Below are 24,637 nucleotides of genomic sequence, written 5' to 3'. Positions count from 1 at the left end.
AAGGAGAAATCGACACCATGAGCACCACTCCCACCGCCGCCCTGTCCGCTGCGGGCGTCAGCATCTGGCTCGACGACCTGTCGCGCGAGCGCCTCGTCTCGGGCAGCCTCGAGCAGCTCATCGCCGACCGCAACGTCGTCGGCGTGACGACGAACCCGACGATCTTCGCAGGTGCGCTCGCGAACGGCGCCGTCTACGCCGAGCAGCTCCACGCCCTCGCCGCGGCCGGGGCTGACCTCGAGCAGGCCGTCTTCGAGATCACGACCGACGACGTGCGCGCCGCGTCCGACGTCTTCCGTCCGATCTACGACGCCACCGCAGGCGTCGACGGCCGCGTGTCCATCGAGGTCGCACCGGGTCTCGCCCACGACACCGAGGGCACCGTCGCAGAGGCGAAGGCGCTCTGGGCCAAGGTCGACCGCCCCAACGCGATGATCAAGATCCCCGCCACGGTCGAGGGCCTCGACGCGATCCGTCAGACGATCGCCGCGGGCATCAGCGTCAACGTCACGCTCATCTTCAGCCTCGACCGGTACCGCGAGGTCATCGAGGCGTACCTCGCGGGCCTCGAAGAGGCGAAGGCCGCGGGTCTCGACCTCTCGACGATCCACTCAGTCGCCTCGTTCTTCGTGTCGCGCGTCGACACCGAGATCGACAAGCGGCTCGTCGCGATCGGCACCGACGAGGCCCTCGCGCTCAAGAGCAAGGCAGGCGTCGCGAACGCGCAGCTCGCGTACGAGCTCTTCGAAGAGGTCTTCGCGGGCGAGCGCGCACAAGCCCTCGTTGCAGCGGGCGCAAACGCTCAGCGACCGCTGTGGGCCTCGACCGGCGTCAAGGATCCGGCCCTCCCCGACACGCTCTACGTGACCGAACTCGTCGCGCGCGGAGTCGTCAACACGATGCCCGAGAAGACGCTCGAGGCGACGTTCGACCACGGCGTCGTCGTGGGCGACACCGTCACGGGTTCGTACGCGGCTGCCGGGGCGATCCTCGACTCGCTGGCGAGCGTCGGCGTCGACTACGACGACGTCACCGCGCTCCTCGAGCGCGAGGGCGTCGAGAAGTTCATCGTCTCCTGGAACGAGCTCCTCGACACCGTGCGTACGGCACTCGAGGGGGCCCGTTGAGCTTCCGCATCTCCGTCAGCGGGGCTGCGGCCGATGCGGTTCGCCGTGTCGTGCCGCAGCTCGTCGCCGACCGGGTGGCGTCGGGCATCACGGCACAAGACCCCGAACTCTGGGGTCCCGAAGCCGAGGCCGAGGCGTCGAAGCGCCTCGGCTGGACCGAGGCCGTCGCACTCTCGCGCCCGCTCGTGGCCGAGATCATCTCCCTCCGCGACGAGCTCCGCGCGCAGGGCGTCGACCACATCGTGCTCGCCGGCATGGGCGGCTCGTCCCTCGCGCCCGAGGTCATCGCGCGCACGACGGGCGCCGAACTGACGGTGCTCGACTCGACCGAGCCGGGCCAGGTCCGTGCGAGCCTGGCCGATCGGCTCGAGACGACGGCGCTCGTTGTGTCGTCGAAGTCGGGTTCGACCGTCGAGACCGACAGTCAGCGCCGCGCGTACGAAGCGGCGTTCGCAGCTGCGGGCATCGACCCGGCCGCCCGCATCGTCGTCGTCACCGACCCGGGCTCGCCGCTCGACGAATCGGCCCGCGCTGCGGGCTACCGTGTGTTCAACGCCGACCCGGACGTCGGCGGCCGCTACTCGGCGCTCACGGCCTTCGGACTCGTGCCGTCGGGCCTCGCGGGCGTCGACATCTCCGAGATCCTCGATGAGGCCGAGTCGATCGAACTCCCGCTCGCGGTCGATGCCGAGAACAACCCGGGACTCGTGCTCGGCGCGGCGATCGCGGCGACCGTGCCGCTCCGCAACAAGCTCGTCATCGTCGCCGACGGCACCCACATCGTCGGTTTCGCCGACTGGGCCGAACAGCTCATCGCCGAGTCGACGGGCAAGGAGGGCGCTGGCATCCTGCCCGTCGTCGTCGGGCTCGATGCACCCGAGCTCACCGCCGACCTCGCCGACGTGCAGATCGTCCGGCTCGTCGACGACGCCGGCGAGCAGATCTTCGCCGACGACGAGTCGGGCGAGATCCGCGTGTCGGGCACCCTCGGCGCGCAACTGCTCGTGTGGGAGTACGCGACGGCCGTCGCCGGGCGTCTGCTCGGCATCAACCCGTTCGACCAGCCCGACGTCGAGTCGGCGAAAGTCGCGGCGCGAGGTCTCCTCGACGCGCGCCCCGAGCCTGCGCCGGCGGCGTTCGTCGCCCAAGGCATCGAGGTGCGCGGCACGCCGCACGTCATCGGCGCCGCGAGCGACCTCGTGTCGGCGATCGACGTCCTCCTCGAGGAGCTGCCCGCCAACGGCTACCTCTCGGTGCAGGCGTACATCGACCGGGTCGCGCACCCCGAGTTCGCTGAACTCCGCGACCTGCTCGCGGCGCGCGCCGGCCGACCCGTCACGTTCGGCTGGGGTCCCCGCTTCCTGCACTCGACCGGCCAGTTCCACAAGGGCGGTCCTGCGGTGGGCGTATTCCTCCAGCTCACACAGCGGTCCGTCGAAGACCTCTCGATCCCCGAGCGGCCCTTCACCTTCGGCGAACTGATCGCCGCGCAGGCATCGGGGGACGCGAGCGTACTCGCCGACCACGACCGTCCCGTCCTGACCCTGACCCTCACCGACCCGGCGGCGCAGCTCGAGACGCTGCGCGACGCCATCGGCTGACCGAGGAGACGCGAATGGAGCCGTCAACGATCGGTCCGGGCCAGAACCCGCTCCGTTCTCCCAAAGACTTCCGGCTGAACCGCATCGCCGGGCCGTCGAGTCTCATCATCTTCGGTGTGACCGGCGACCTGTCGCGCAAGAAGCTCATGCCGGCGGTGTACGACCTCGCCAACCGCGGGCTCCTCCCGCCGGGGTTCGCGCTCGTCGGGTTCGCCCGCCGCGACTGGGAAGACCAGGACTTCGCGCAGATCGTTCACGACTCGGTCAAGCAGTACGCGCGCACCGAGTTCCGAGAGGACGTGTGGCAGCAGCTCTCACGAGGCATCCGCTTCGTGTCGGGCACGTTCGACGATGCCGCGGCGTTCGACCGTCTTCGCCAGGTCGTCGACAAGCTCGACGTCGAACGCGGCACGATGGGCAATCACGCGTTCTACCTGTCGATCCCGCCGAAGTCGTTCCCCGAGGTCGTGTCGCAGCTCAAGCGTTCGGGCCTCACCGAACAGCGCGACGGCCAGTGGCGACGGGTCGTCATCGAGAAGCCCTTCGGGAGCGACCTCCAGACGGCGCGCGAGCTCAACGACGTCGTGGCGAGCGTGTTCCCGCCCGACGCGGTCTTCCGCATCGACCACTACCTCGGCAAGGAGACCGTCCAGAACATCCTGGCGCTCCGGTTCGCGAACCAGCTCTACGAGCCCATCTGGAACGCGAACTTCGTCGACCACGTGCAGATCACGATGGCCGAAGACATCGGCGTGGGCGGCCGCGCCGGCTACTACGACGGCATCGGCGCGGCACGCGACGTCATCCAGAACCACTTGCTCCAACTCCTCGCCCTCACGGCGATGGAAGAGCCGATCTCGTTCGATGCGGCCGATCTGCGCGCCGAGAAGGAGAAGATCCTGCGCGCCGTCCGTCTCCCCGACGACCTCGGGGCGGCGACCGCGCGCGGTCAGTACGCGGGCGGTTGGCAAGGCGGTGAGAAGGTCGTCGGATTCCTCGAGGAAGACGGCATGAACCCCGAGTCGACGACCGAGACGTACGCCGCGATGAAGCTCCTCATCGGTACCCGCCGTTGGGCTGGCGTGCCGTTCTACCTTCGCGCCGGCAAGCGACTGGGCCGCCGCGTCACCGAGATCGCGGTCGTGTTCAAGCGCGCCCCGCAACAGGTGTTCGCCGACAGCCAGACCTCGCAGTTGGGGCAGAACGCGCTCGTGATCCGGGTCCAGCCCGACGAGGGCGTCACGATCCGCTTCGGCTCGAAGGTCCCCGGCGCGGGCATGCAGGTGCGCGACGTCACGATGGACTTCGGCTACGGCCATGCGTTCACCGAGGCGAGCCCCGAGGCGTACGAGCGGCTCATCCTCGACGTCCTCCTCGGCGAACCGCCGCTCTTCCCCCGCCAGGAGGAAGTCGAACTGAGCTGGAAGATCCTCGACCCGATCGAGGAGTTCTGGGCCAAGCAAGGACAGCCCGAGCAGTACCGTCCGGGCACTTGGGGCCCGGCTTCCGCCGATGCCCTCCTTGCCCGAGACGGACGAAGCTGGAGACGCCCATGATCGTCGACCTGCCCGACACCACGACGAGTGCGATCTCGAAGGCGCTCGTGAAGATTCGTGAGGAGGGGGCGCCGTCGCCCTCGGTCGAGTCCTCACCCTCGTCATCGCGACCAATGCCGCCGGCGAAGAGGAAGCGATCGAGGCCGCGAACGACGCGTCGCGTGAGCACCCCATGCGCGTCATCGTCGTCTCGAAGGAATCCGACGACTACGCCCTGCCGAGTCGCCTCGACGCGGAGATCCGCGTCGGCGGTGACGCCGGAGCGAGCGAAGTCATCGTCCTCCGCGTGTGCGGCGATGCTGCGACCGACGAGGAGGGCCTCGTCACGGGTCTGCTGCTTCCGGATGCCCCGGTCGTCACCTGGTGGCCTGGCGAGGCGCCGGTCCGGCCCGGCGATTCACCCCTCGGACGGCTCGCGTCGAGACGCATCACGGATGCCTCGGCGCAGGCCGATCCGCAAGCGGCGCTGTCGCTCCTCGCCGAGAACTACATCCCCGGCGACGCCGACTTCGCGTGGACGCGCCTCACCCTGTGGCGGGCGCAGCTCGCGGCGGTCCTCGACCAGCCTCCCTACGAGTCGGTGACACATGTCGCGGTCGACGGTGCGATCGATTCTCCGTCGACCACGCTGCTCGCGGCGTGGCTCAAGCTCGCCCTCGGCGCAGAGACCGAGTACGAGCTCTCGCCCGTCGACGGCGGCCCGCACGGCATCCACGGCGTCCACCTCCAGCGCGCCGGCGGTCCGATCGACCTCGTCCGCGACGTTCCCGGCGTCGCGACGCTGAAGCAGCCTGGACAGCCGACCCATGACGTCGCGCTGCCCCGTCGTACGCTCCGCGACTGCCTCTCCGACGAGCTCCGCCGCCTCGACCCCGACGAGCTCTACGGCGAGGTCATCACGCACGGCCTCGCACTGCTCGCGGGCAGCGAGCTCGTGCGGGCGACCCGATGACGAACGAGCGGCGGGTGCTCGTCCACCCTGAGAAGGCGGCCCTCGCGAGCGCGGTCGCGGCACGCTTCATCACGAAGCTCCTCGACATCCTGGATGGCCAGGAGGTTGCACACATCGCCCTCACCGGCGGATCGATGGGCGCGGCCGTCCTCGGCGAAGTGGCCGGGTCTTCGGCTCAGGCCTCGATCGACTGGAGTCGGGTGCACTTCTGGTGGGGCGACGAGCGGTGGCTGCCCGAGGGCGATGCCGAGCGCAACGACCAGCAGGCACGCGATGCCTTCTTCGCACGCCTTCCGATCGCCGAGGAGAACATCCACCCGTTCGCCGGATCCGACGCGGGGATCGGTCTCGACGAGGCTGCGGCCGCGTACACGTCCGAGCTCGCTCGGTTCGGCACCGGAGACGTCGAACACCCCGTGTTCGACATCACGTTCCTCGGTGTCGGGCCCGACGGGCACATCGCGTCGCTCTTCCCACACCGACCGGGCATCGAGGTCGAAGACCGCACGGTGATCGCCGTCCGGAACTCGCCCAAGCCGCCACCCGAGCGATTGAGCCTCACCCGGCCGGTCCTGAACGCCTCTGAACGCGTCTGGTTCGTCCTCGCGGGCGCCGACAAGGCCTCGGCCCTCGGCCTCGCCCTAGCGGGCGCGAGCCGCGACGAAGTGCCGGTGGCCGGCATCAAGGGGCGTCGCCGAACGGTGTTCTTCGTCGACGCCGCGGCCGCCGCCGAAGTCCCCGAGGCACTCATCGCACCCGGGTACTGATCCCGTACGCGCGGCGAAGGGCCGGTTCCGAATGGAACCGGCCCTTCGCCGTTTGCGCGTTGTTCGCACGGCGGCTTCGCGACCGCCGATGCGGTCAGCGCGTGTGGATCACTCCGCCGAGGCGGTGCCGCGACGCTCGCGGAGCTGCTGCAGCGCCTCTTCGAGGAGGCTCGCCGCCTCTTCTTCGGTACGGCGCTCCTTCACGTAGGCGAGGTGCGTCTTGTACGGCTCGGCCTTGGCGACCGCGGGCGGGTTGTCTTTGTCGCGACCGGCCGGAAGCCCGGTCGACGGGCTGTCGATGACCTGCGGGATCTCCTCATCGGGGAGATTGGCCGCGAAGTAGCGCACTGTCTCGTTGCCGAGGGCATCCCAGTAGCTGATGGCGACGCGATCGGCGTGGAACCCGTGATCTTGCTCGCCCATGGGGCCCGCTCCGACGCGCGAGCCTCGGATGGCGCTGTTGCCTGAAACCATCTCGCTCCCCGCTTAGACGCCGACGTCGAACTTCGTGATGAGCCCGAGCACGATGATGCACGTCACCCACACGAGACCGAGGATGATCGTGATGCGGTTGAGGTTGCGCTCCGCGACGCCCGAGGCGCCGAGGCTCGACGTGACGCCGCCGCCGAACATGTCGGACAGACCGCCGCCGCGACCCTTGTGCAGCAGGATGAGCAGCGTCAGCAGGATGCTCGTGAGACCGAGCAGCACCTGCAGGACGACCTGGAGGATCTCCACGTTGAACCTTTCCGGGCACGCGCAGGGATGGCGTGCCGAATACCTAGTGTAAACGGAGTCGGCCTGATCCGCGGCGAACCACCGTGGATCAGGCCGAGAAGTCGGCCGAACGGGCGGAAATCGGCTGAGGCCGTGCGGTTTCCGCCCGCCGACGCCGACGTCAGGCTCCGACGTGCTTCTTGAACCGGACGATCGCTGAGAACTCGTCGATGTCGAGGCTCGCGCCGCCGACGAGTGCGCCGTCGACGTCGGGCTCGCGAAGGAACGACGCGATGTTCGCCGCCTTGACCGAGCCGCCGTAGAGGACGCGGGTCGCCTGGGCGGCCTCTTCGCCGAGGAGCTCGACGAGCACCGTGCGAAGCGCCGCTGCGACTTGCTGGGCCTGGTCGGGCGTCGCCGCCTGACCCGAACCGATCGCCCACACGGGCTCGTAGGCGACGACGATCTCCTTGGAGGCGTCGACGCTTTCGAGCGCGGCGCGGAGCTGGGCGACGGGCACGGCGCTCGCACCGTGCTTCTCGAGATCTTCGGCCGTCTCGCCGACGCACAGCACCGGGACAAGGTCGTGCCGCTGCGCGGCGAGCACCTTGGCGTTGATGTCGGCGTCGGTCTCGCCGTGGTACTGGCGACGCTCGGAGTGACCGATGATGACGTACTTCGCGTCGAGCGCCTTGAGGAACGCCCCCGAGATCTCGCCCGTGTACGCGCCCGAATCGTGCGCAGAGACGTCCTGACCGCCGTAGGCGAGCTCGAGCTTGTCGGCCGAGACGAGCGTCTGCACGCTGCGGAGATCGGTGAACGGCGGGAAGACCGCGACCTCGGCGTCTGCGAAATCGTGCTTCGCGTCGGCGAGCGACCATGCGAGCTTCTGCACGAAGGCGATCGCCTGCAGGTGGTCGAGGTTCATCTTCCAGTTGCCCGCGATGAAGGGGGTGCGCTTCACTGCCATCCGAGGACCTCCAGTCCGGGGAGCTTCTTGCCCTCGAGGAACTCGAGGCTCGCCCCGCCGCCCGTCGAGATGTGTCCGAACGCCTGGTCGGCGAAGCCGAGCTGACGGACGGCCGCGGCGGAGTCGCCGCCGCCCACGACGCTGAGGCCGTCGACCTCGGTGAGCGCCTCGGCGACGGCACGGGTGCCGTCGGCGAACGGGGCGAGTTCGAACACGCCCATCGGCCCGTTCCAGAACACCGTCTTCGAGTTGCGAATGCGCTCCGCGAACGCGGCTGCCGTGTCGGGTCCGATGTCGAGTCCAAGTCCGGATGCCCCGAACGGCGTGTCTTCGATCGCATCCGCCGGCGCGACGACGTGCGCCGCATCGGCCGAGAACGACTCTGCGACGACGACGTCGGTCGGCAGCACGAGTTCGACACCGCGCTCGGCCGCTTCGGCGAGATAGCCCTTGACCGTGTCGATCTGATCGGCCTCGAGCAGGCTCGACGCGACCTTGTGGCCCTGGGCCGCGAGGAACGTGAAGAGCATGCCGCCGCCGATGAGGAGCGTGTCGACACGAGGGAGCAGGTGCGCGATCACGCCGAGCTTGTCGGACACCTTCGAGCCGCCGAGCACGACCGCATACGGGCGCTCGGGGTTCTCGGTGAGCCGGTCGAGCACGTCGAGCTCGGCCGCGATCAGGAGCCCCGCGGCACTCGGCCGCAGCTGCTCGAGGTCGTAGACGCTCGCGTGCTTGCGGTGCACGGCGCCGAACCCGTCGGAGACGACGGCGTCGGCGAAGCCCGCGAGCTCCTCGGCGAACGCGCTGCGAGCGGCGTCGTCCTTCGAGGTCTCCCCCGCGTTGAACCGCAGGTTCTCGAGCACCACGATCTCGCCGTCGCCGAGTGCGGCGACCTTGGCAGAGGCATCCGCCCCGACCGTGTCGGTCGCGAACGCGACGGGCGCGTCGATGAGTTCACCGAGACGCGCCGCGACGGGAGCGAGGCTGTACTTCGGGTCGGGGGCGCCGTCGGGCCGCCCGAGATGGGAGACCACGATGAGGCGTGCGCCCTGGGCGGCGAGCGCCTCGAGCGTGGGGACCGATGCCCGCACGCGGCCGTCGTCGGTGATGACCCCGTCCTTCAGAGGAACGTTGAGGTCGCACCGAACGACGACGCGCTTGCCGGCGAGCGGACCGAGGGAATCGATCGTTCGCAACGACACGTCTGCTCGATTCAGAGACGCTCGGCGACGTACTCGGTGAGGTCGACGAGACGGTTGGAGTAGCCCCACTCATTGTCGTACCACGCCGAGAGCTTCACCTGGTCGCCGAGGACGCGCAGCAGACCCGAGTCGAAGATCGACGAGTGCGGGTCGGTCACGATGTCGCTCGAGACGATGTCGTCTTCGGTGTACTTGAGGATGCCCTTGAGCGGGCCCTCGGCGGCGGCCTTGTAGACGGCCTTGACCTCGTCGACCGTGACGGGGCGCGACGCGGTGACCGTGAGGTCGGTGATCGAGCCGGTGGGGACCGGTACGCGGAGCGCGAAGCCGTCGAGCTTGCCGACGAGCTCGGGCAGCACGAGGCCGATGGCCTTCGCGGCGCCCGTCGAGGTCGGGACGATGTTGATGGCGGCGGCGCGTGCGCGACGGAGGTCCTTGTGGGGGCCGTCCTGCAGGTTCTGGTCGGCGGTGTAGGCGTGGACCGTCGTCATGAGGCCGCGCTCGATGCCGAATGCGTCGTTGAAGACCTTCGCGAGCGGCGCGAGGCAGTTCGTCGTGCACGAGGCGTTCGAGATGATGTGGTGGTTCGCCGGGTCGTAGTCCTGCTCGTTGACGCCGATGACGAAGGTCGCGTCTTCATCGGTCGCGGGCGCGGAGATGAGGACCTTCTTGGCGCCGGCCTCGATGTGCTTGCGCGCGTCGGCGGCCTTCGTGAAGAAACCGGTCGACTCGATGACGATGTCGACACCGAGCTCGCCCCACGGGAGGTTCGCGGGGTCGCGCTCCGAGAACGCCTTGATGGGCTTGCCGCCGACGATGATCGTCTCGTCGTCGTACTCGACGGTCGCGTCGAGGCGCCCGGTGATCGAGTCGTACTTCAGCAGGTGGGCGAGCGTCTTGTTGTCGGTGAGGTCATTGACCGCGACGATGTCGAGGTCGGCGCCCTGAGCGAGCGCTGCGCGGAGGTAGTTGCGGCCGATGCGGCCGAAGCCGTTGATGCCGATCTTTACGGACACGGGTGTCTCTCCTGTTTGACGTGCGCGAACGCGCAGAACTCGATTGATACCGGAACGGCGGTGTCCCCCGGACGGATCCGAGGGACACCATCCGGCTATGACAGTAGCAGCAGGCCCGAAGTCTTCTCTCGGGCCGTTTCGAAGCGCTTCTGGACGTTCGCCCAGTTCGCGATGTTCCAGAACGCCTTGACGTAGTCGGCGCGCACGTTCTGGTAGTCGAGGTAGTACGCGTGCTCCCACACGTCGAGCATGAGGAGCGGGACGATGCCCGCCGGGAGGTTCGCCTGCTGGTCGAAGAACTGCAGGACGATCAGGCGTTCTCCGATCGAGTCCCACGCGAGGACCGACCAGCCCGAGCCCTGCACGCCGAGCGCCGTCGCCGTGAAGTGCGCCTGGAACGCGTCGAATGAACCGAACTGGTCGTCGATCGCGGCCGCGAGGTCGCCCGTGGGCTTGTCGCCGCCTTCGGGCGAGAGGTTCGTCCAGAAGATCGAGTGGTTGACGTGACCGCCGAGGTTGAACGCGAGGTCCTTCTCGAGCTTGTTCACGTTGGCGAGGTTCCCCGTCTCGCGCGCCTCGGCGAGTTGCGCGAGCGCGGTGTTCGCACCCGTGACGTAGGCCTGGTGGTGCTTCGAGTGGTGCAGCTCCATGATCCGACCGCTGATCGACGGCTCGAGCGCCGCGTAATCGTACGGAAGATCGGGGAGGGTGTAGTCAGCCATTGCTTCTCCTTGTCAGCTGCCCGGTTCCTTCGAACCAGCCGGGAACCGCGGCTCTCGTCAGTCTATGCCCGGGCCGGAAGCCGCCGCCGGGCTTGCGTCACACCAGGTCGAAGTCAGCCGGAGAAGACCCGACTGCCTCGACTCGGTCCCGCCGTCACACCAGGTCGAAGTCAGCCGGGAGGCTTGCCTCCGTGCCATCGATGCCGAGTTCGGCGGCACGCTTGTCGGCCATCGCCAGCAGGCGACGGATGCGGCCCGCGACGGCGTCTTTCGTCATGGGCGGGTCGGCGTGGTGCCCCAACTCGTCGAGACTCGCGTCGCGATGTGCGAGCCGCAGCTCGCCCGCGTACTTCAAGTGGTCGGGGATGCCGTCGCCGAGGATCTCCATGGCCCGCTCCACGCGTGCGCACGCCGCCACGGCGGCCTGAGCCGACCGCCTGAGGTTCGCGTCGTCGAAGTTCACGAGGCGGTTCGCGGTCGCGCGCACCTCACGGCGCTGCCGGAGTTCCTCCCAGTTGCGCACGGTGCCCGTCGCGCCCATGAGAGCGAGCATGCCGCTGATCGCCTCGCCGTCGCGGATGACGACGCGGTGGATGCCTCGCACCTCGCGCGCCTTGGCCGCGATGCCGAGACGCCCCGCCGCGCCGACGAGCGCCATGGCGGTCTCATTCCCGGGGCAGGTGATCTCGAGCGCCGCAGAGCGGCCGGGGTCGGTGAGACTGCCCTGCGCGAGGAACGCGCCGCGCCAGATCGCCGCGAGATCGTCGCGCGAGCCCGTCGTGAGTCGGTTCGGCAGGCCGCGCACGGGGCGGCGCCGCGCGTCGAGGAGACCCGTCTGGCGTGCCAGCGTCTCGCCGCCGTCGAGCACCCGCACGAGGTACTGGTTCTGCCGCCGGAGCCCCGAAGCCGAGATCACCGAGACATCCGGTCGCACTCCGTAGAGCTCGCCGAGGTCGCGCGTCACGCGCTTCGCGATCGTCTGCGAATCGAGTTCGGCCTCGATCGCGATACGGCCGGAGATGAGGTGCAGTCCGCCGGCGAACCTCAGAATCGACGCCAGTTCAGCGGCGCGAACGGTCGTCTTCGCTACCTCCACGCGTGCGAGTTCTTCCTTCACGTCCGCGGTCAAAGCCACCTGTTCGTCCATTCTGTCGTCGTCATGTCTGTCATCGAGTCCGTCACGGCCGACTCCGCCGGGGGCGCGTCATTCGCGCCCGAGATCGCGATCCTTGACCCACGCGGCAACGTCGGGGAACTGCCGGATGCGTTCAGCGAGTTCGCGTGCCAAGGCCACCGACCGGTGCTTTCCACCGGTGCAGCCGATCGCGATCGTGGCGTGCCGCTTGTTCTCGCGTTGATAGCCCGCGAAGACCGGTTGGAGGGCGGCCGCGTACGCGTCGAGGAACTCGCGGGCGCCGTTCTGTGCGAGCACATAGTCGGCGACCGGGGCGTCGGCGCCCGTGAGCGGGCGGAGCTCGGGGATCCAGAACGGGTTCGGCAGGAAGCGTGCATCGGCGACGAGGTCGGCGTCGGTCGGCAGCCCGTACTTGAACCCGAAGCTCATGACCGTGACCCGGAGGCCCGCTCTGCCCTCGTCGGCGAAGCTCTCGGTGACGCGATTCGCAAGCTGGTGGATGTTCAGGTCGGAGGTGTCGATGAGGATGTCGCTCATCTCGCGCACCGCCGCGAGGCGTGCGCGCTCCTCGGTGATGCCGTCGAGGATCGTGCCGTCGCCCTGCAGCGGGTGCGGCCTGCGAACCGACTCGAACCGACGCACGAGCGCCGCGTCGGTCGCGTCGAGGAACACGACGCGAAGGGTCACACCCGAGCGCAGCGCCTGCACGATCTCCTGGAACTCGGCGAAGAAGTCGCGGCCGCGGACATCCACGACCGCAGCGATGCGCGGCAGTGACGAACCTGCACGGCCGACCAGCTCGACGAGCGGACGAAGCATCTGCGGCGGCAGATTGTCGACCACGTACCAATCGAGGTCTTCGAGCGCGTTCGCCACGGTCGAGCGGCCCGCGCCGGACATGCCCGTGACGATGAGCATCTCCTGACGCCCGGACCCGTCCGCCATCGGCTGACGCCCCCTCCCGTTCACTTCCTCCACCCTACCTGGGCGAGGGCGTGCCGGCGCTGTCGAGCGTCGCCCGAACCGTCGCCGCGAGCGTCGGGCCGATGCCTCGCACCTCGGCGATCTCTTCGGGCGTCGCGGACTTCAACCTGGCCACCGAGCCGAAGTGTCGGAGCAACTGCTTCACCCTGGTCGGGCCGAGGCCGGGGATCTCGTTCAGCACGCTGCCGATGTCGCGCTTGCGTCTTGCGCGCTGGTGGGTGATCGCGAAGCGGTGCGCTTCGTCGCGCACGCGCTGGAAGAGGAACAGTGCGTCGGAGTTGCGCGGAAGGATGACCGGGAAATCGGCGTCGGGCGTCCAGATCTCTTCGAGCCGCTTGGCGATGCCGCAGATCGCGACGCCCTGCACGCCCGATTCGCGCAACGCTCGCGCAGCGGCCTCGACTTGGGGCTGACCGCCGTCGATGAGGAGCAGGTTGGGTCGGTAGGCGAACTTCTTGCGTCGCGGGGCGAATTCGGCCTCGGTTCCGGATGTTTCGGAGCCGGTGTTCGCTGCAATGGATGTCTCGGACGAGACATCCATCGTCTCGGGGTCGCGCGTCTCCGGATCGCGCAGATACGCGAGCCGACGGGTGATGACCTGGTGGATGGAGTCGGTGTCGTCGGTCGACGCGGGAATCGTGAAGCGACGGTACTCGTCTTTGCGCGGGAGACCGTCTTCGAAGACGACCATCGAGGCCACGATGTTCGTGCCCGACAGGTGGGAGACGTCGAACCCTTCGATGCGGAGCGGCGCATCGGGCATGCCGAGTGCCTCTTGGATGTCCTCGAGGGCGCGCGAGCGCGTCGTGAAGTCGGCGCTCCTGCGTGTCTTGTAGAGCATGAGGTTCTGCTTGGCGTTCTGGGTCGCCGTCGCCAGGAGCGCCGCTTTCCCGCCTCGCTGCGCCGCTTTGAGCTTCACCCGCCTGCCGGCGATGCCGCCGAGCCAGGTCTCGACCGCGGAGGTGTCGTCGGGCAGTTCGGGCACCACGACCTCGCCGGGCGGGCGGATATCGTCGCCGTACGCATTCTGCAGGACCGAGTCGACGAGGTCTCCGAGGGGCACATCGAGCTCCTTGTCGACGGTCCACGATCGTACGCCGCGGATGCGACCGCCGCGCACGATGAACAGCTGCACCGCTGCCGCGAGCTCGTCGTGCTCGATGCCGAAGACGTCGAGGTCGACCGCATCGCCGAGCACGACCGCACTCTTCTCGAAGAACTCGCGTCCGGCTTGCAGCTGGTCGCGGCGACGCGCAGCGGTCTCGTAGTCCTGCACCGCTGCCGCGTCTCGCATCTCGCGCTCGAGGTCGTCGAGGATGCGCGGGTCTTGGTTCTGCATGAACGCCACGAACCGGTCGACGTTCGCTCGATGCTCGTCGACCGTCACCTTGCCTGAGCACGGCCCGAAGCAGCGCCCGATCTGGCCCGCGAAACACGGCTTGCCGCTCGCCACCGCCCGCCGGTAGTCGCTGTCTTTGCACGTGCGGATCGGGAAGAGCTTGATCAGGAGGTCGAGCGTCTCGTTGACCGCCCACACCTTCGGGTACGGACCGAAGTAGCGCGCGCCGGGGATGCCGCGCTTCCGCGACACCATCGCACGAGGCGCCTCGTCGCCGAGCGTGACGACGAGGTACGGGTAGGACTTGTCGTCTTTGAAGCGCACGTTGAACGGAGGCTTCCACTCGTTGATCCAGGTGATCTCGAGCTGGAGCGCCTCGACGTCGCTGCCGACGACGGTCCATTCGACCGACGCGGCTGTCGTGACCATGCGACGCGTGCGCTCGTGGAGCGTGTGGAGCGGCGCGAAGTAGTTCGACAGGCGCGCGCGCAGGTTCTTCGCCTTGCCGACGTAGAGCACGCGCCGCTCGGCGTCACGGAAGCGATACACGCCCGGCGAAGTCGGGATCTCCCCCGACTTCGGGCGATACGGGACGGTCTTCGTCATCTGCGTCGAGTGTGCCCCGACCCGGCCTAGCTCGCGACCTCGGCGCGCCCGTGCACGTCGAAGATCTCTCGCAGGAAGTACCCCGTGTGGCTCTCGTGCACGTCGGCGACCTGCTCGGGGGTGCCCGTCGCAAGGATCGTGCCGCCGCCCGACCCGCCCTCGGGCCCGAGGTCGATGACCCAGTCGGCCGACTTGATGACGTCGAGGTTGTGCTCGATGACGATGACCGTGTTGCCCTTGTCGACGAGCTTTCCGAGCACCTTCAGGAGCTTCCGCACGTCTTCGAAGTGCAGACCCGTCGTCGGCTCGTCGAGCACGTACACGCTGCGGCCGTTCGATCGACGCTGGAGCTCGGTCGCGAGCTTGACGCGCTGCGCCTCGCCGCCAGACAGCGTCGTTGCGCTCTGGCCGAGCTGCACGTAGCCGAGTCCGACGTCGACGAGCGTCTTCAGGTACCGGTGGATCGCCGAGATCGGCTCGAAGAAGTCGGCCGCTTCGCTGATCGGCATCTCGAGCACCTCGGAGATGTTCTTGCCCTTGTAGTGCACCTGGAGGGTCTCGCGGTTGTACCGCTTGCCGCCGCACACCTCGCACGCCACATACACGTCGGGCAGGAAGTTCATCTCGATCTTGATCGTGCCGTCGCCCGCGCATGCCTCGCAGCGGCCGCCCTTGACGTTGAAGCTGAATCGGCCCGGAAGATAGCCGCGTGCCTTCGCCTCGACGGTCTCGGCGAAGAGCGTACGGATGCGATCGAACACGCCCGTGTACGTCGCAGGATTCGACCGCGGCGTACGGCCGATCGGCGCCTGGTCGACGTGCACGACCTTGTCGAGCTGCTCGAGCCCCGTGACTCGGCGGTGCTTGCCCGGAACCTTTCGGGCGCCGTTCAACTTGTTGGCGAGCACCCGGTAGAGGATGTCGTTGACGAGCGAGGACTTGCCCGAACCGCTCACACCGGTCACCGCAGTGAACGTGCCGAGCGGGAACGCGACGTCGACCTTGCGGAGGTTGTTCGCCTCGGCGCCCTCGACCGTGATCTTCCGCTCGGGGTCGATCGGTCGCCGCTTCGCGGGGATGCCGATCTCTTTGCGACCCGACAGGTAGTCGGCCGTGAGCGACTCGCGGTTCTTCAGCAGGGTCGCGTAGTCGCCCGAGTGGACGACCGTGCCGCCGTTGACGCCTGCGCCCGGACCGATGTCGACGATCCAGTCGGCCGTGCGGATGGTGTCTTCGTCGTGCTCGACGACGATGAGCGTGTTGCCGAGGTCGCGGAGCGCCACGAGGGTCTCGATGAGGCGTCGGTTGTCGCGCTGGTGGAGACCGATGCTCGGCTCGTCGAGCACGTAGAGCACGCCCGTGAGGCCCGAGCCGATCTGCGTCGCGAGGCGGATGCGCTGCGCCTCGCCGCCCGAGAGCGTGCCCGCGGCACGCGCGAGGTCGAGATAGCTGAGCCCGACCCGGATGAGGAAGTCGAGGCGAAGCTTGATCTCGCGGAGAACCTGCGCGGCGATCGCCTGCTCGCGCTCCGTGAGTTCGAGTCGGTCCATGAAGGCCCGCGCGTCGGTGAGGCTGAGTCGCGTGACATCCGCGATGGATGCCTCGTGCACGAGCACCGCGAGCACCTCGGGCTTGAGGCGGTCGCCGTCGCAGACGGGGCACGGCACCTCGCGGAGGTACTCGGCCCACCTCGCTCGCTGCACGTCGGTCTCGGCCTGCGCGTACTGGCGCTCGATGTAGGGGACGACGCCCTCGAAGCCCGACGTGTAGGTCATCTCGCGGCCGTAGCGATTGCGCCAACGAACCCGCACTTCGAAGTTCTCGCCGCGGAGCACGGCCGCCTGCGCCCGCTCGTCGAGTTGTTCCCACGGAGTGTCGAGCGAGAACCCGAGGTCGTGCGCGAGCCCGTCGAGGAGCTTCTCGTAGTAGTTGTAGAGGCTCTTGCCCTGCGAGGTCCACGGCAGGATGACGCCGTCGGCGATGCTGAGCGACGGATCGCCGAGCAAGAGGTCCTCGTCGACCGACATGCGCGTGCCGAGGCCCGAGCACTCGGGGCATGCGCCGAACGGAGCATTGAACGAGAACGTGCGCGGCTCGATCTCGGTGAGCGCGATGGGGTGCTGGTTCGGGCAGGACAGCTTCTCGGAGAACGTCTGCCACGCGTCGTCGCCCTCGCGATCGACGTAGTTGACCTGCACGAGGCCGTCGGTGAGGCGCAGGGCGGTCTCGAGCGAGTCGGTCAGCCGACCGAGCAGATCGGGCGATGAGACGAGTCGGTCGATCACGACCGAGATGTCGTGCTTGACCTGCTTCTTGAGCGTCGGCGGCTCGTCGAGCCGGACGACCTCGCCGTCGACGACCGCACGCGTGTATCCCTGCGAGCCGAGGTCGCGGAAGAGGTCGACGAACTCGCCCTTCTTCTTCGACACGACGGGGCTCAGCACCTGGAAGCGCGTGCCCTCGGGCAGCTCCATGAGCTGATCGGCGATCTGCTGCACCGTCTGCCGCTGGATGCGCTCGCCGCAGACCGGACAGTGCGGCACGCCGATGCGCGCCCACAGGAGGCGCATGTAGTCGTAGATCTCGGTGATGGTGCCCACCGTCGACCGCGGGTTGCGGTTCGTCGACTTCTGGTCGATCGAGACGGCCGGGCTCAACCCCTCGATGAAGTCGACGTCGGGACGGTCGACCTGCCCGAGGAACTGCCGCGCATACGCGGACAGCGATTCGACGTAGCGGCGCTGACCCTCGGCGAAGATCGTGTCGAACGCGAGCGACGACTTGCCGGACCCCGACAGACCCGTGAAGACGACCATCGCGTCGCGCGGGATCTCGACGTCGACGTTGCGCAGATTGTGCACGCGGGCACCGCGAACACTCAAATGGGCATGGGTGTCGAGACGTGAAACAGGCACCCTTCGAGTGTAGAGAGAGCCACCGACAAGGATGCCGAGAGCGCTCGCGCTCTCAGCGAACATTCGTTCGATTCGAGGAACGGATGCCTCGAACGACGCCACCGGACGGACTCAGCCCAGGTGCCCGGCCTTCTCCATCTGCCGCAACTCGCGCTTCAACTCCGATACCTCGTCGCGCAAGCGCGCCGCGAGTTCGAACTTCAACTCGCCGGCCGCCTCCAGCATCTGCTCGTTGAGATCGCGGATGAGCTCTTCGAGGTTGTCGGCCCCTGCCGAGGCGATGCCCTCGCGCTTGCCCGAGGGAACGGGCGACTTCTGCCGCGCGTCGCGTCCGGCGAGGAGCTTCGCGGTATCGGCCTCTTCGCGAGCGAGCACCTCTGTGATGTCGGCGATGCGCTTACGCAGCGGCTGCGGATCGATCCCGTTGACGCGGTTGTACTCGAGCTGCTTGTCGCGTCGTCGGTTCGTCTCGTCGATCGCGCTGTTCATCGAGTCGGTCAGCACATCGGCGTACATGTGCACCTCGCCCGACACGTTTCGTGCGGCGCGCCCGATCGTCTGGATGAGCGAGGTCGACGAGCGCAGGAACCCCTCTTTGTCGGCGTCGAGGATCGCGACGAGCGAGACCTCGGGCAGGTCAAGTCCCTCGCGCAGGAGATTGATGCCGACGAGCACGTCGTATACGCCCGCGCGGAGTTCGGTGAGCAGCTCGACGCGGCGGAGTGTGTCGACGTCGGAGTGGAGGTACCGCACGCGCACACCGGCCTCGGTGAGATAGTCGGTGAGCTCCTCGGCCATGCGCTTGGTCAGCGTCGTGACGAGTACGCGCTCGTCGCGCTCCGCGCGGACGCGGATCTCTTCGAGGAGGTCGTCGATCTGCCCCTTCGACGGCTTGACGACGATCTGCGGATCGACGAGGCCCGTCGGGCGGATGATCTGTTCGACGACGCCGTCGGCGACGCCGAACTCGTACTTGCCGGGGGTCGCCGAGAGGTAGACGGTCTGCCCGACGCGGTCTTTGAATTCGTTCCACTTGAGCGGGCGGTTGTCGAGCGCGCTCGGAAGTCGGAATCCGTGCTCGACGAGCGTGCGCTTGCGCGACGAGTCGCCCTCGTACATCGCGCCGATCTGCGGCACCGTCACGTGCGACTCGTCGATGACGACGAGGAAATCGTCGGGGAAGTAGTCGAGCAGGCAATGAGGCGGCTCCCCCGCTTCACGCCCGTCGATGTGGCGCGAGTAGTTCTCGATGCCCGAGCAGAACCCGATCTGCTCCATCATCTCGAGGTCGAACGTCGTGCGCATGCGCAGCCGCTGCGCTTCGAGCAGCTTTCCCTCGCGCTCGAGCTCTTGCAGACGCTCGTCGAGTTCGTCGCGGATGGTGCCGATCGCGCGCTGCATGACATCGGTGGATGCCACGTAGTGCGAGCCGGGGAACACCGGCACCGCGTCGAGCTTCGCGACGACCTGCCCTGTGAGCGGATGGAGACTGTAGAGCGCCTCGACCTCGTCGCCGAACATCTCGATGCGGATCGCGAGTTCTTCATAGACGGGGATGATCTCGATCGTGTCGCCCCGAACCCGGAACGTGCCGCGCGAGAAGTCGACGTCGTTGCGCTGGTACTGCATCGACACGAACTTGCGGATGAGCCAGTCACGATCGACGCGCTGCCCGACCTGGAGCGGCATCATCGCCGCCAAGTACTCTTCGGGCGTGCCGAGACCGTAGATGCACGAGACCGTCGACACGACGACGACGTCGCGCCGGCTGAGGAGCGAGTTCGTCGTCGAGTGACGCAACCGCTCGACCTCGGCGTTGATCGACGAGTCCTTCTCGATGAAGGTGTCGGTCTGGGGCACGTAGGCCTCTGGCTGGTAGTAGTCGTAGTACGACACGAAGTACTCGACCGCGTTGTTCGGCATGAGCTCGCGGAACTCGTTCGTCAGCTGTGCCGCGAGGGTCTTGTTGTGCGCGAGCACGAGCGTCGGGCGCTGCACCTGCTCGATGAGCCACGCCGTCGTCGCCGACTTGCCCGTGCCCGTTGCGCCGAGCAGCACGACATCGGTCTCACCGGCATTGATGCGGGCGGCGAGTTCGGCGATCGCCGCGGGCTGATCGCCCGACGGGGAGTACTCGCTCACGACCTCGAACGGGCGCACGGAACGCGTGGACTGCATGCCTTCCAGCGTAGGCGCACCCTCCGACACGCCGGCCGGTGTTCGCCCTCAGCCGAGGAAGACCTGCGTCGACGAGGAAGGCGGGCCCGGAGTCATCCCTTGCGCCTCAGCCCTGCGCTTTGGCGGCCCGTTCCGCGACGATCCGCGCCCAGAGCGCGTCCGCCTGACTCATGGTGTGCGCGAGCGCCCCCGAGGTGTCGATGACGACGTCGGCGATCGCCCGGCGCTCATCGTCGGACGCCTGCGAATCGACCCGCGCCTCAGCCTGGATCGGGTCGAGACCGCGCTCCTCGACGAGTCGCTTGACCTGCTCGTGACGCCCCGCACTCGTCACGACGACGAGATCGAACGGATGATCCACCCGCGCCTCGACGAGGAGCGGCACGTCGTAGACGACCACTGCATCGGAATTCTCCGCCTCGGCCTTCGCGATGAGCTTTCCCGCGAGCGTACGCACCGCGGGGTGCACGATCGCGTTGAGCTTCTCGCGGGCAGCCTCGTCGTGGAAGACGATCTCGCCGAGCTTCGCCCGATCGAGCATGCCGTCGGGCTGGAGCACCGCCTCGCCGAACTCCGCGACGATCGCCGCGAGCGCCGGCGTGCCGGGCTCGACGACGCGCCGTGCAAGCTGATCGGCATCGAGGTGCACGGCGCCGTGCGCGAAGAGACGGCGGGCCACGGTCGATTTGCCCGACGCGATGCCGCCGGTGAGTCCGATGAGGTACACGATGTCATGCTATCGCCGCGCGGGACGCCCGGCCGTGGAAGACTTCCGGCAGGAGGCATCCGTCAATGCTCGAACTGCTCGCCGGCACCGGTCTGGCCCTCGCGGCAGGTCTCAACGCGTGGATCCCGCTCGTCGTCCTTGGCGCGCTCGACCGATTCACCGGCCTCGTCGAACTTCCGCCCGCGTGGGCGTGGCTCGCGAACGAATGGGTGCTGCTCATCCTCGTCGTCCTCCTCATCGTCGAGATCGTCGCCGACAAGGTGCCCGGACTCGACAGCGTCAACGACGTCGTGCAGACGATCGTGCGGCCGACCGCCGGCGGACTCGCCTTCGGCTCGGGCACCGGAGCGACGACCGTCGCCGTCACCGACCCCGAAGCCTTCTTCGCCTCCGACCAGTGGATCCCCATCGCGATCGGCGCGGCACTCGCGCTCGGCGTCCACCTCGTCAAGGCACTCGCTCGTCCCGTCGTCAATGCGACGACCGCCGGGTTGGGTGCGCCCGTCGTGAGCACGGTCGAGGATGTCGGATCTGCCGTGCTCGCGTTCGCCGCGATCCTCGTGCCCGTCCTCGTCGTCGTGGGCGTCGTCGCGATCGTCGTCGCGGCGGTCATCGCTCTCCGCACGCGGGCGGCGCGGAGAGCGGCGAAGCGAGCTGCGACCGACAGCGCGTGACGCGCGCCCCGATCCTGAGCCGCGCTCCGGCCCACGACGCAGCTCAGAGGAAACGCCGGAAGGCCGGCCCCGAATCGGGACCGGCCTTCCGTTGATCGCCTTGCAGCGACGGGATGGTGCTTAGTTGTTGCTCGAGAGCTTCTCGCGCAGCGCCGCGAGCGAAGCGTCGTCGGCGAGGGTGCCGCCCGAAGCGGACTCGCTCGAGAACGACGACGTGCCCGACGAGAACGAGTCGTCGGCAGCCTGAGCGGCCTGCGACGACGCGACCTGCTTCTTGTGGGCCTCCCAGCGGGCCTGGGCTGCAGCGTACTCCTGCTCCCACGCCTCGCGGGCGGCCTCGAAGCCTTCGCGCCACTCGTTCGTCTCGGGGTCGAAGCCCTCGGGGAACTTGTAGTTGCCCTGCTCGTCGTACTCCGTGAGCATGCCGTAGAGCGCCGGGTCGAACTCGGTGCCCTCGGGGTCGACGCCCTCGTTCGCCTGCTTGAGCGAGAGCGAGATGCGGCGACGCTCGAGGTCGATGTCGATGACCTTGACGAAGACCTCTTCGCCGACCGACACGACCTGCTCGGCGAGCTCGACGTGCTTGGCCGAGAGCTCCGAGATGTGCACGAGGCCCTCGATGCCGTCTGCGACGCGCACGAACGCACCGAACGGAACGAGCTTGGTGACCTTGCCCGGTGCGACCTGGCCGATCGCGTGCGTGCGGGCGAAGACCTGCCAGGGGTCCTCCTGCGTCGCCTTGAGCGACAGCGAGACGCGCTCGCGGTCGAGCTCGACGGAGAGCACCTCGACGGTGACCTCCTGGCCGACCTCGACGACCTCGCTGGCGTGCTCGATGTGCTTCCACGACAGCTCGGAGACGTGCACGAGGCCGTCCACACCGCCGAGGTCGACGAACGCACCGAAGTTGACGATCGAGGAGATGACACCCTTGCGGACCTGGCCCGGGTGGAGGTTCGCGAGGAACGTCGAACGCGACTCGGACTGCGTCTGCTCGAGGAGCGCGCGGCGCGAGAGGACGACGTTGTTGCGGTTCTTGTCGAGCTCGAGGATCTTCGCCTCGATCTCCTGGCCGAGGTACGGCGTGAGGTCGCGCACACGGCGGAGCTCGATGAGCGATGCCGGGAGGAAGCCGCGGAGGCCGATGTCGACGATGAGGCCGCCCTTGACGACCTCGATGACCGAACCGGTCACGACGCCGTCGGACTCCTTGATCTTCTCGACGTCGCCCCACGCGCGCTCGTACTGCGCACGCTTCTTGGACAGGATGAGGCGGCCTTCTTTGTCCTCCTTCTGGAGAACGAGCGCCTCGACGGTGTCGCCGACCTCGACGACCTCGCTGGGGTCGACGTCGTGCTTGATGGAAAGCTCGCGCGAGGGGATGACACCCTCGGTCTTGTAGCCGACGTCGAGGAGGACCTCGTCGCGGTCGATCTTCACGACGGTGCCTTCGATGAGGTCGCCGTCGTTGAAGAACTTAAGCGTCTTCTCGACCGCGGCGAGGAAATCGTCAGCAGAACCGATGTCGTTGATCGCGACCTGCTTGGGCGCCTTGGTCGTTACGGTGGTCATGTAGTGGATGCTCCGAATGGACAGAATCAGGCCCATCGCCGAAAAGTCGAGCTGAATTGTTGGTTCCGCGATGGGCATGCGGACATGGATGTCACAAGAGTGACGTTCTAGCGTACCGGATTTCGGCCCTCATCGGCAAACTGTCAGCGAACGTCCCGGTTCGCCGTCCGGCGGCGCGAGGCTACCCGAGCAGGGCCGAACGGAGCGTGTCGAGCCCCACGCCGCCGAGGTCGAGCGCGCGCTTGTGGAACGCCCGGATGTCGAACGCCGCCCCTTCACGCGCGCGCGTGTCGTCGCGGAGCTGCTCCCAGATGCGCTGACCGACCTTGTACGACGGCGCCTGCCCCGGCCACCCGAGGTAGCGATTGACCTCGAACCGCACGAACTCGTCGTTCATCGCGACGTTCTGCCCCATGAACTCGAACGCGTAGTCGCCCGTCCAGACGCCTTGGCCGTCGGGGCGCGGCTTTCCGAGGTGCACGCCGATGTCGAGCACGACGCGCGCGGCGCGCATGCGCTGCCCGTCGAGCATGCCGAGCCGGTCGGCGGGGTCGTCGAGGTAGCCGAGCTCCTCCATGAGCCGTTCGGCATAGAGCGCCCAGCCTTCGGCGTGGCCCGACGTGCCGGCGAGCTGACGCCGCCAGGTGTTGAGCGTCGCTCGGTTGACGACCGCCTGCCCGATCTGCAGGTGATGGCCGGGTACGCCCTCGTGATACACCGTCGTGAGCTCACGCCACGTGTCGAACTCGGTGACACCCTCGGGCACCGACCACCACATGCGGCCGGGCCGCGAGAAGTCGTCGGTCGGGCCCGTGTAGTAGATGCCGCCCTCTTGCGTCGGTGCGATCATGCACTCGAGCGTGCGGATCTCGGCGGGGATGTCGAACTGGGTGGCACCGAGCTCGGCGACGGCCCGGTCGCTCGTCTCCTGCATCCAGCGCTGGAGCGCGTCGGTGCCGTGCAGCTTGCGGGACGGGTCGCGCTCGAGGAACGCCACGGCTTCGGCAACGGATGCCCCGGGGAGGATCTCGTTCGCGATCGACTCCTGCTCGGCGACCATGCGGGCGAGCTCTTCGATGCCCCACTCGTACGTCTCGTCGAGGTCGACCGTCGCGCCCAGGAAGTGCCGCGAGCGCAATGCGTAGATCTCGCGGCCGACGCCGTCGCGGTCTCCCGCGCGCGGCGCGAGTTCGACGTCGAGGAAGTCGGCGAGGCGGTCGTAGGCGGATGCCGCGGCCGACGCCGCGCGCGTGAGGTCGGCCTCGAGGCTCGCGGGGAGTCCGGCGCCGCCGTCGCTCGCCCCGGACGCGAAGGCGGCGAAGAAGCCGTCGGCCCGCGACTGGCGGCGGGCCTGTGCAGCGACCTCCCGCACTTGGCGGACGGCGGGGACGACCCCCCGCTCGGCGCCGAGCCGCAGCGTCTGCACGTAGCCGTCGACCGCCGCGGGAACCTCGCCGAGTCGCGTCGCGATGCGCGCCCAGTCGTCAACCGTGTCGGTCGCCATGAGGTCGAAGACCTCGCGGATGTCTTGAGCCGGGCTCGCGATGACATTGAGGTCGCGCAGGTGCAACCCCGCGTCGTGCCCCTCGAGTTCGAGTTCGAGCTCGCCGCCGAGGTCGGCGAGCGTCACCCGGTCGACATCGTCGACGGGCTCTGCGCCCCGAAGCGCGCCGAGCGTCGCCCTCGTCGCTGCGATGAGCTGTTCATGACCCTCGGGAGAGTAGTCGGGCAGTCGCGTGTCGGCCTCGGTTCGGCCGATGTACGTGCCGACGGTGGGCTGCAACTCGACGAGCGTGTCGACCCAGCCTTCGGCGATGCGATCGATCTGGGACGGCGTGCGCGGTTCGACTGACATGCCCTCGAGCCTACCGAGC

19 protein-coding genes and 1 pseudogene are annotated in these 24,637 nt (G+C 68.3%); 6 read left to right on the top strand and 14 right to left on the bottom strand.

Translation table 11 applies throughout. The features are described 5' to 3' along the window. The first annotated feature begins 17 nt into the window (after positions 1–17). From tal to pgl, 5 genes and pseudogenes are all read left to right on the top strand, one after another. A complete protein-coding gene (gene tal / locus ET445_RS12025) occupies positions 18–1,127 on the top strand; it encodes a transaldolase (RefSeq protein ID WP_129191509.1) in 1,110 nt (369 codons plus the stop codon). Next, complete coding sequence (locus tag ET445_RS12020; RefSeq protein WP_129191508.1) at positions 1,124–2,728, top strand: glucose-6-phosphate isomerase; 1,605 nt, start codon at positions 1,124–1,126, stop codon at positions 2,726–2,728. Before tal ends, ET445_RS12020 begins: the two co-directional genes overlap by 4 nt. A 14-nt stretch (positions 2,729–2,742) precedes the next feature. Further along, entirely contained in the window at positions 2,743–4,284 is a 1,542-nt protein-coding gene (gene zwf / locus ET445_RS12015) for a glucose-6-phosphate dehydrogenase (protein ID WP_129191507.1), read from the top strand. After that, positions 4,281–5,236 (top strand): annotated as a pseudogene (locus ET445_RS12010) (glucose-6-phosphate dehydrogenase assembly protein OpcA). Before zwf ends, ET445_RS12010 begins: the two are co-directional and overlap by 4 nt. Beyond that, entirely contained in the window at positions 5,233–6,003 is a 771-nt protein-coding gene (pgl, locus tag ET445_RS12005; RefSeq protein ID WP_129191506.1) for a 6-phosphogluconolactonase, read from the top strand. The pseudogene ET445_RS12010 and the gene pgl overlap by 4 nt, the downstream one beginning before the upstream one ends. Positions 6,004–6,111: 108 nt before the next feature. On the opposite strand, the gene ET445_RS12000 is transcribed toward pgl, so the two are convergent. The 12 genes from ET445_RS12000 to coaE form a co-directional block, all read right to left on the bottom strand. Next, entirely contained in the window at positions 6,112–6,477 is a 366-nt protein-coding gene (locus ET445_RS12000) for an RNA polymerase-binding protein RbpA (RefSeq protein WP_129191505.1), read from the bottom strand. Positions 6,478–6,489: 12 nt separating this feature from the next. After that, on the bottom strand, positions 6,490–6,741 hold the full coding sequence (secG, locus tag ET445_RS11995; RefSeq protein WP_129191504.1) for a preprotein translocase subunit SecG: 252 nt from the start codon (positions 6,739–6,741) through the stop codon (positions 6,490–6,492). A gap of 160 nt (positions 6,742–6,901) precedes the next feature. Next, positions 6,902–7,690: a triose-phosphate isomerase gene (tpiA, locus tag ET445_RS11990; protein WP_129191503.1), complete on the bottom strand. Its 789-nt coding sequence runs from the start codon at positions 7,688–7,690 to the stop codon at positions 6,902–6,904. Then, complete coding sequence (locus ET445_RS11985) at positions 7,681–8,895, bottom strand: phosphoglycerate kinase (RefSeq protein ID WP_129191502.1); 1,215 nt, start codon at positions 8,893–8,895, stop codon at positions 7,681–7,683. The genes tpiA and ET445_RS11985 overlap by 10 nt, the downstream gene beginning before the upstream one ends. 11 nt (positions 8,896–8,906) lie before the next feature. After that, on the bottom strand, positions 8,907–9,911 hold the full coding sequence (gap, locus tag ET445_RS11980) for a type I glyceraldehyde-3-phosphate dehydrogenase (RefSeq protein WP_129191501.1): 1,005 nt from the start codon (positions 9,909–9,911) through the stop codon (positions 8,907–8,909). 95 nt (positions 9,912–10,006) lie between these two features. After that, complete coding sequence (locus ET445_RS11975) at positions 10,007–10,633, bottom strand: superoxide dismutase (RefSeq protein ID WP_129191500.1); 627 nt, start codon at positions 10,631–10,633, stop codon at positions 10,007–10,009. Positions 10,634–10,787: 154 nt separating this feature from the next. Continuing rightward, entirely contained in the window at positions 10,788–11,768 is a 981-nt protein-coding gene (gene whiA / locus ET445_RS11970) for a DNA-binding protein WhiA (protein ID WP_129191499.1), read from the bottom strand. A 69-nt stretch (positions 11,769–11,837) separates the two neighbouring features. Beyond that, positions 11,838–12,713, bottom strand: a complete 876-nt coding sequence (gene rapZ, locus ET445_RS11965; RefSeq protein WP_129191498.1) for an RNase adapter RapZ — start codon at positions 12,711–12,713, stop codon at positions 11,838–11,840. Positions 12,714–12,747: 34 nt separating this feature from the next. Then, entirely contained in the window at positions 12,748–14,697 is a 1,950-nt protein-coding gene (gene uvrC / locus ET445_RS11960; RefSeq protein WP_129191497.1) for an excinuclease ABC subunit UvrC, read from the bottom strand. 26 nt (positions 14,698–14,723) lie between these two features. Continuing rightward, entirely contained in the window at positions 14,724–17,675 is a 2,952-nt protein-coding gene (gene uvrA / locus ET445_RS11955; RefSeq protein WP_129191496.1) for an excinuclease ABC subunit UvrA, read from the bottom strand. 48 nt (positions 17,676–17,723) lie between these two features. Further along, positions 17,724–19,790 carry an excinuclease ABC subunit UvrB gene (gene uvrB, locus ET445_RS11950; protein WP_129191495.1) on the bottom strand — a complete coding sequence of 689 codons (2,067 nt, stop codon included), beginning with the start codon at positions 19,788–19,790 and terminating at the stop codon, positions 17,724–17,726. 106 nt (positions 19,791–19,896) lie between these two features. Then, positions 19,897–20,517 (bottom strand): dephospho-CoA kinase, encoded by a 621-nt coding sequence (gene coaE, locus ET445_RS11945; protein ID WP_129191494.1) that lies wholly within the window; start codon positions 20,515–20,517, stop codon positions 19,897–19,899. A gap of 65 nt (positions 20,518–20,582) precedes the next feature. Here coaE and ET445_RS11940 point away from each other — a divergent pair, with 65 nt between their 5' ends. After that, positions 20,583–21,191 carry a DUF4126 domain-containing protein gene (locus tag ET445_RS11940; RefSeq protein WP_129191493.1) on the top strand — a complete coding sequence of 203 codons (609 nt, stop codon included), beginning with the start codon at positions 20,583–20,585 and terminating at the stop codon, positions 21,189–21,191. Between the two features lie 120 nt (positions 21,192–21,311). Here ET445_RS11940 and rpsA read toward each other — a convergent pair whose 3' ends face one another. Then, positions 21,312–22,763, bottom strand: coding sequence for a 30S ribosomal protein S1 (gene rpsA / locus ET445_RS11935; protein ID WP_129191492.1), 1,452 nt, complete (start codon positions 22,761–22,763; stop codon positions 21,312–21,314). 181 nt (positions 22,764–22,944) lie between these two features. Further along, a complete protein-coding gene (locus tag ET445_RS11930) occupies positions 22,945–24,618 on the bottom strand; it encodes a DUF885 domain-containing protein (RefSeq protein WP_129191491.1) in 1,674 nt (557 codons plus the stop codon). Positions 24,619–24,637: the final 19 nt, after the last annotated feature.

The sequence above is a fragment of the Agromyces protaetiae genome (assembly GCF_004135405.1).
Taxonomy (GTDB): Bacteria; Actinomycetota; Actinomycetes; order Actinomycetales; family Microbacteriaceae; genus Agromyces; species Agromyces protaetiae.
This window is presented reverse-complemented; position numbering and strand designations above follow the sequence as displayed.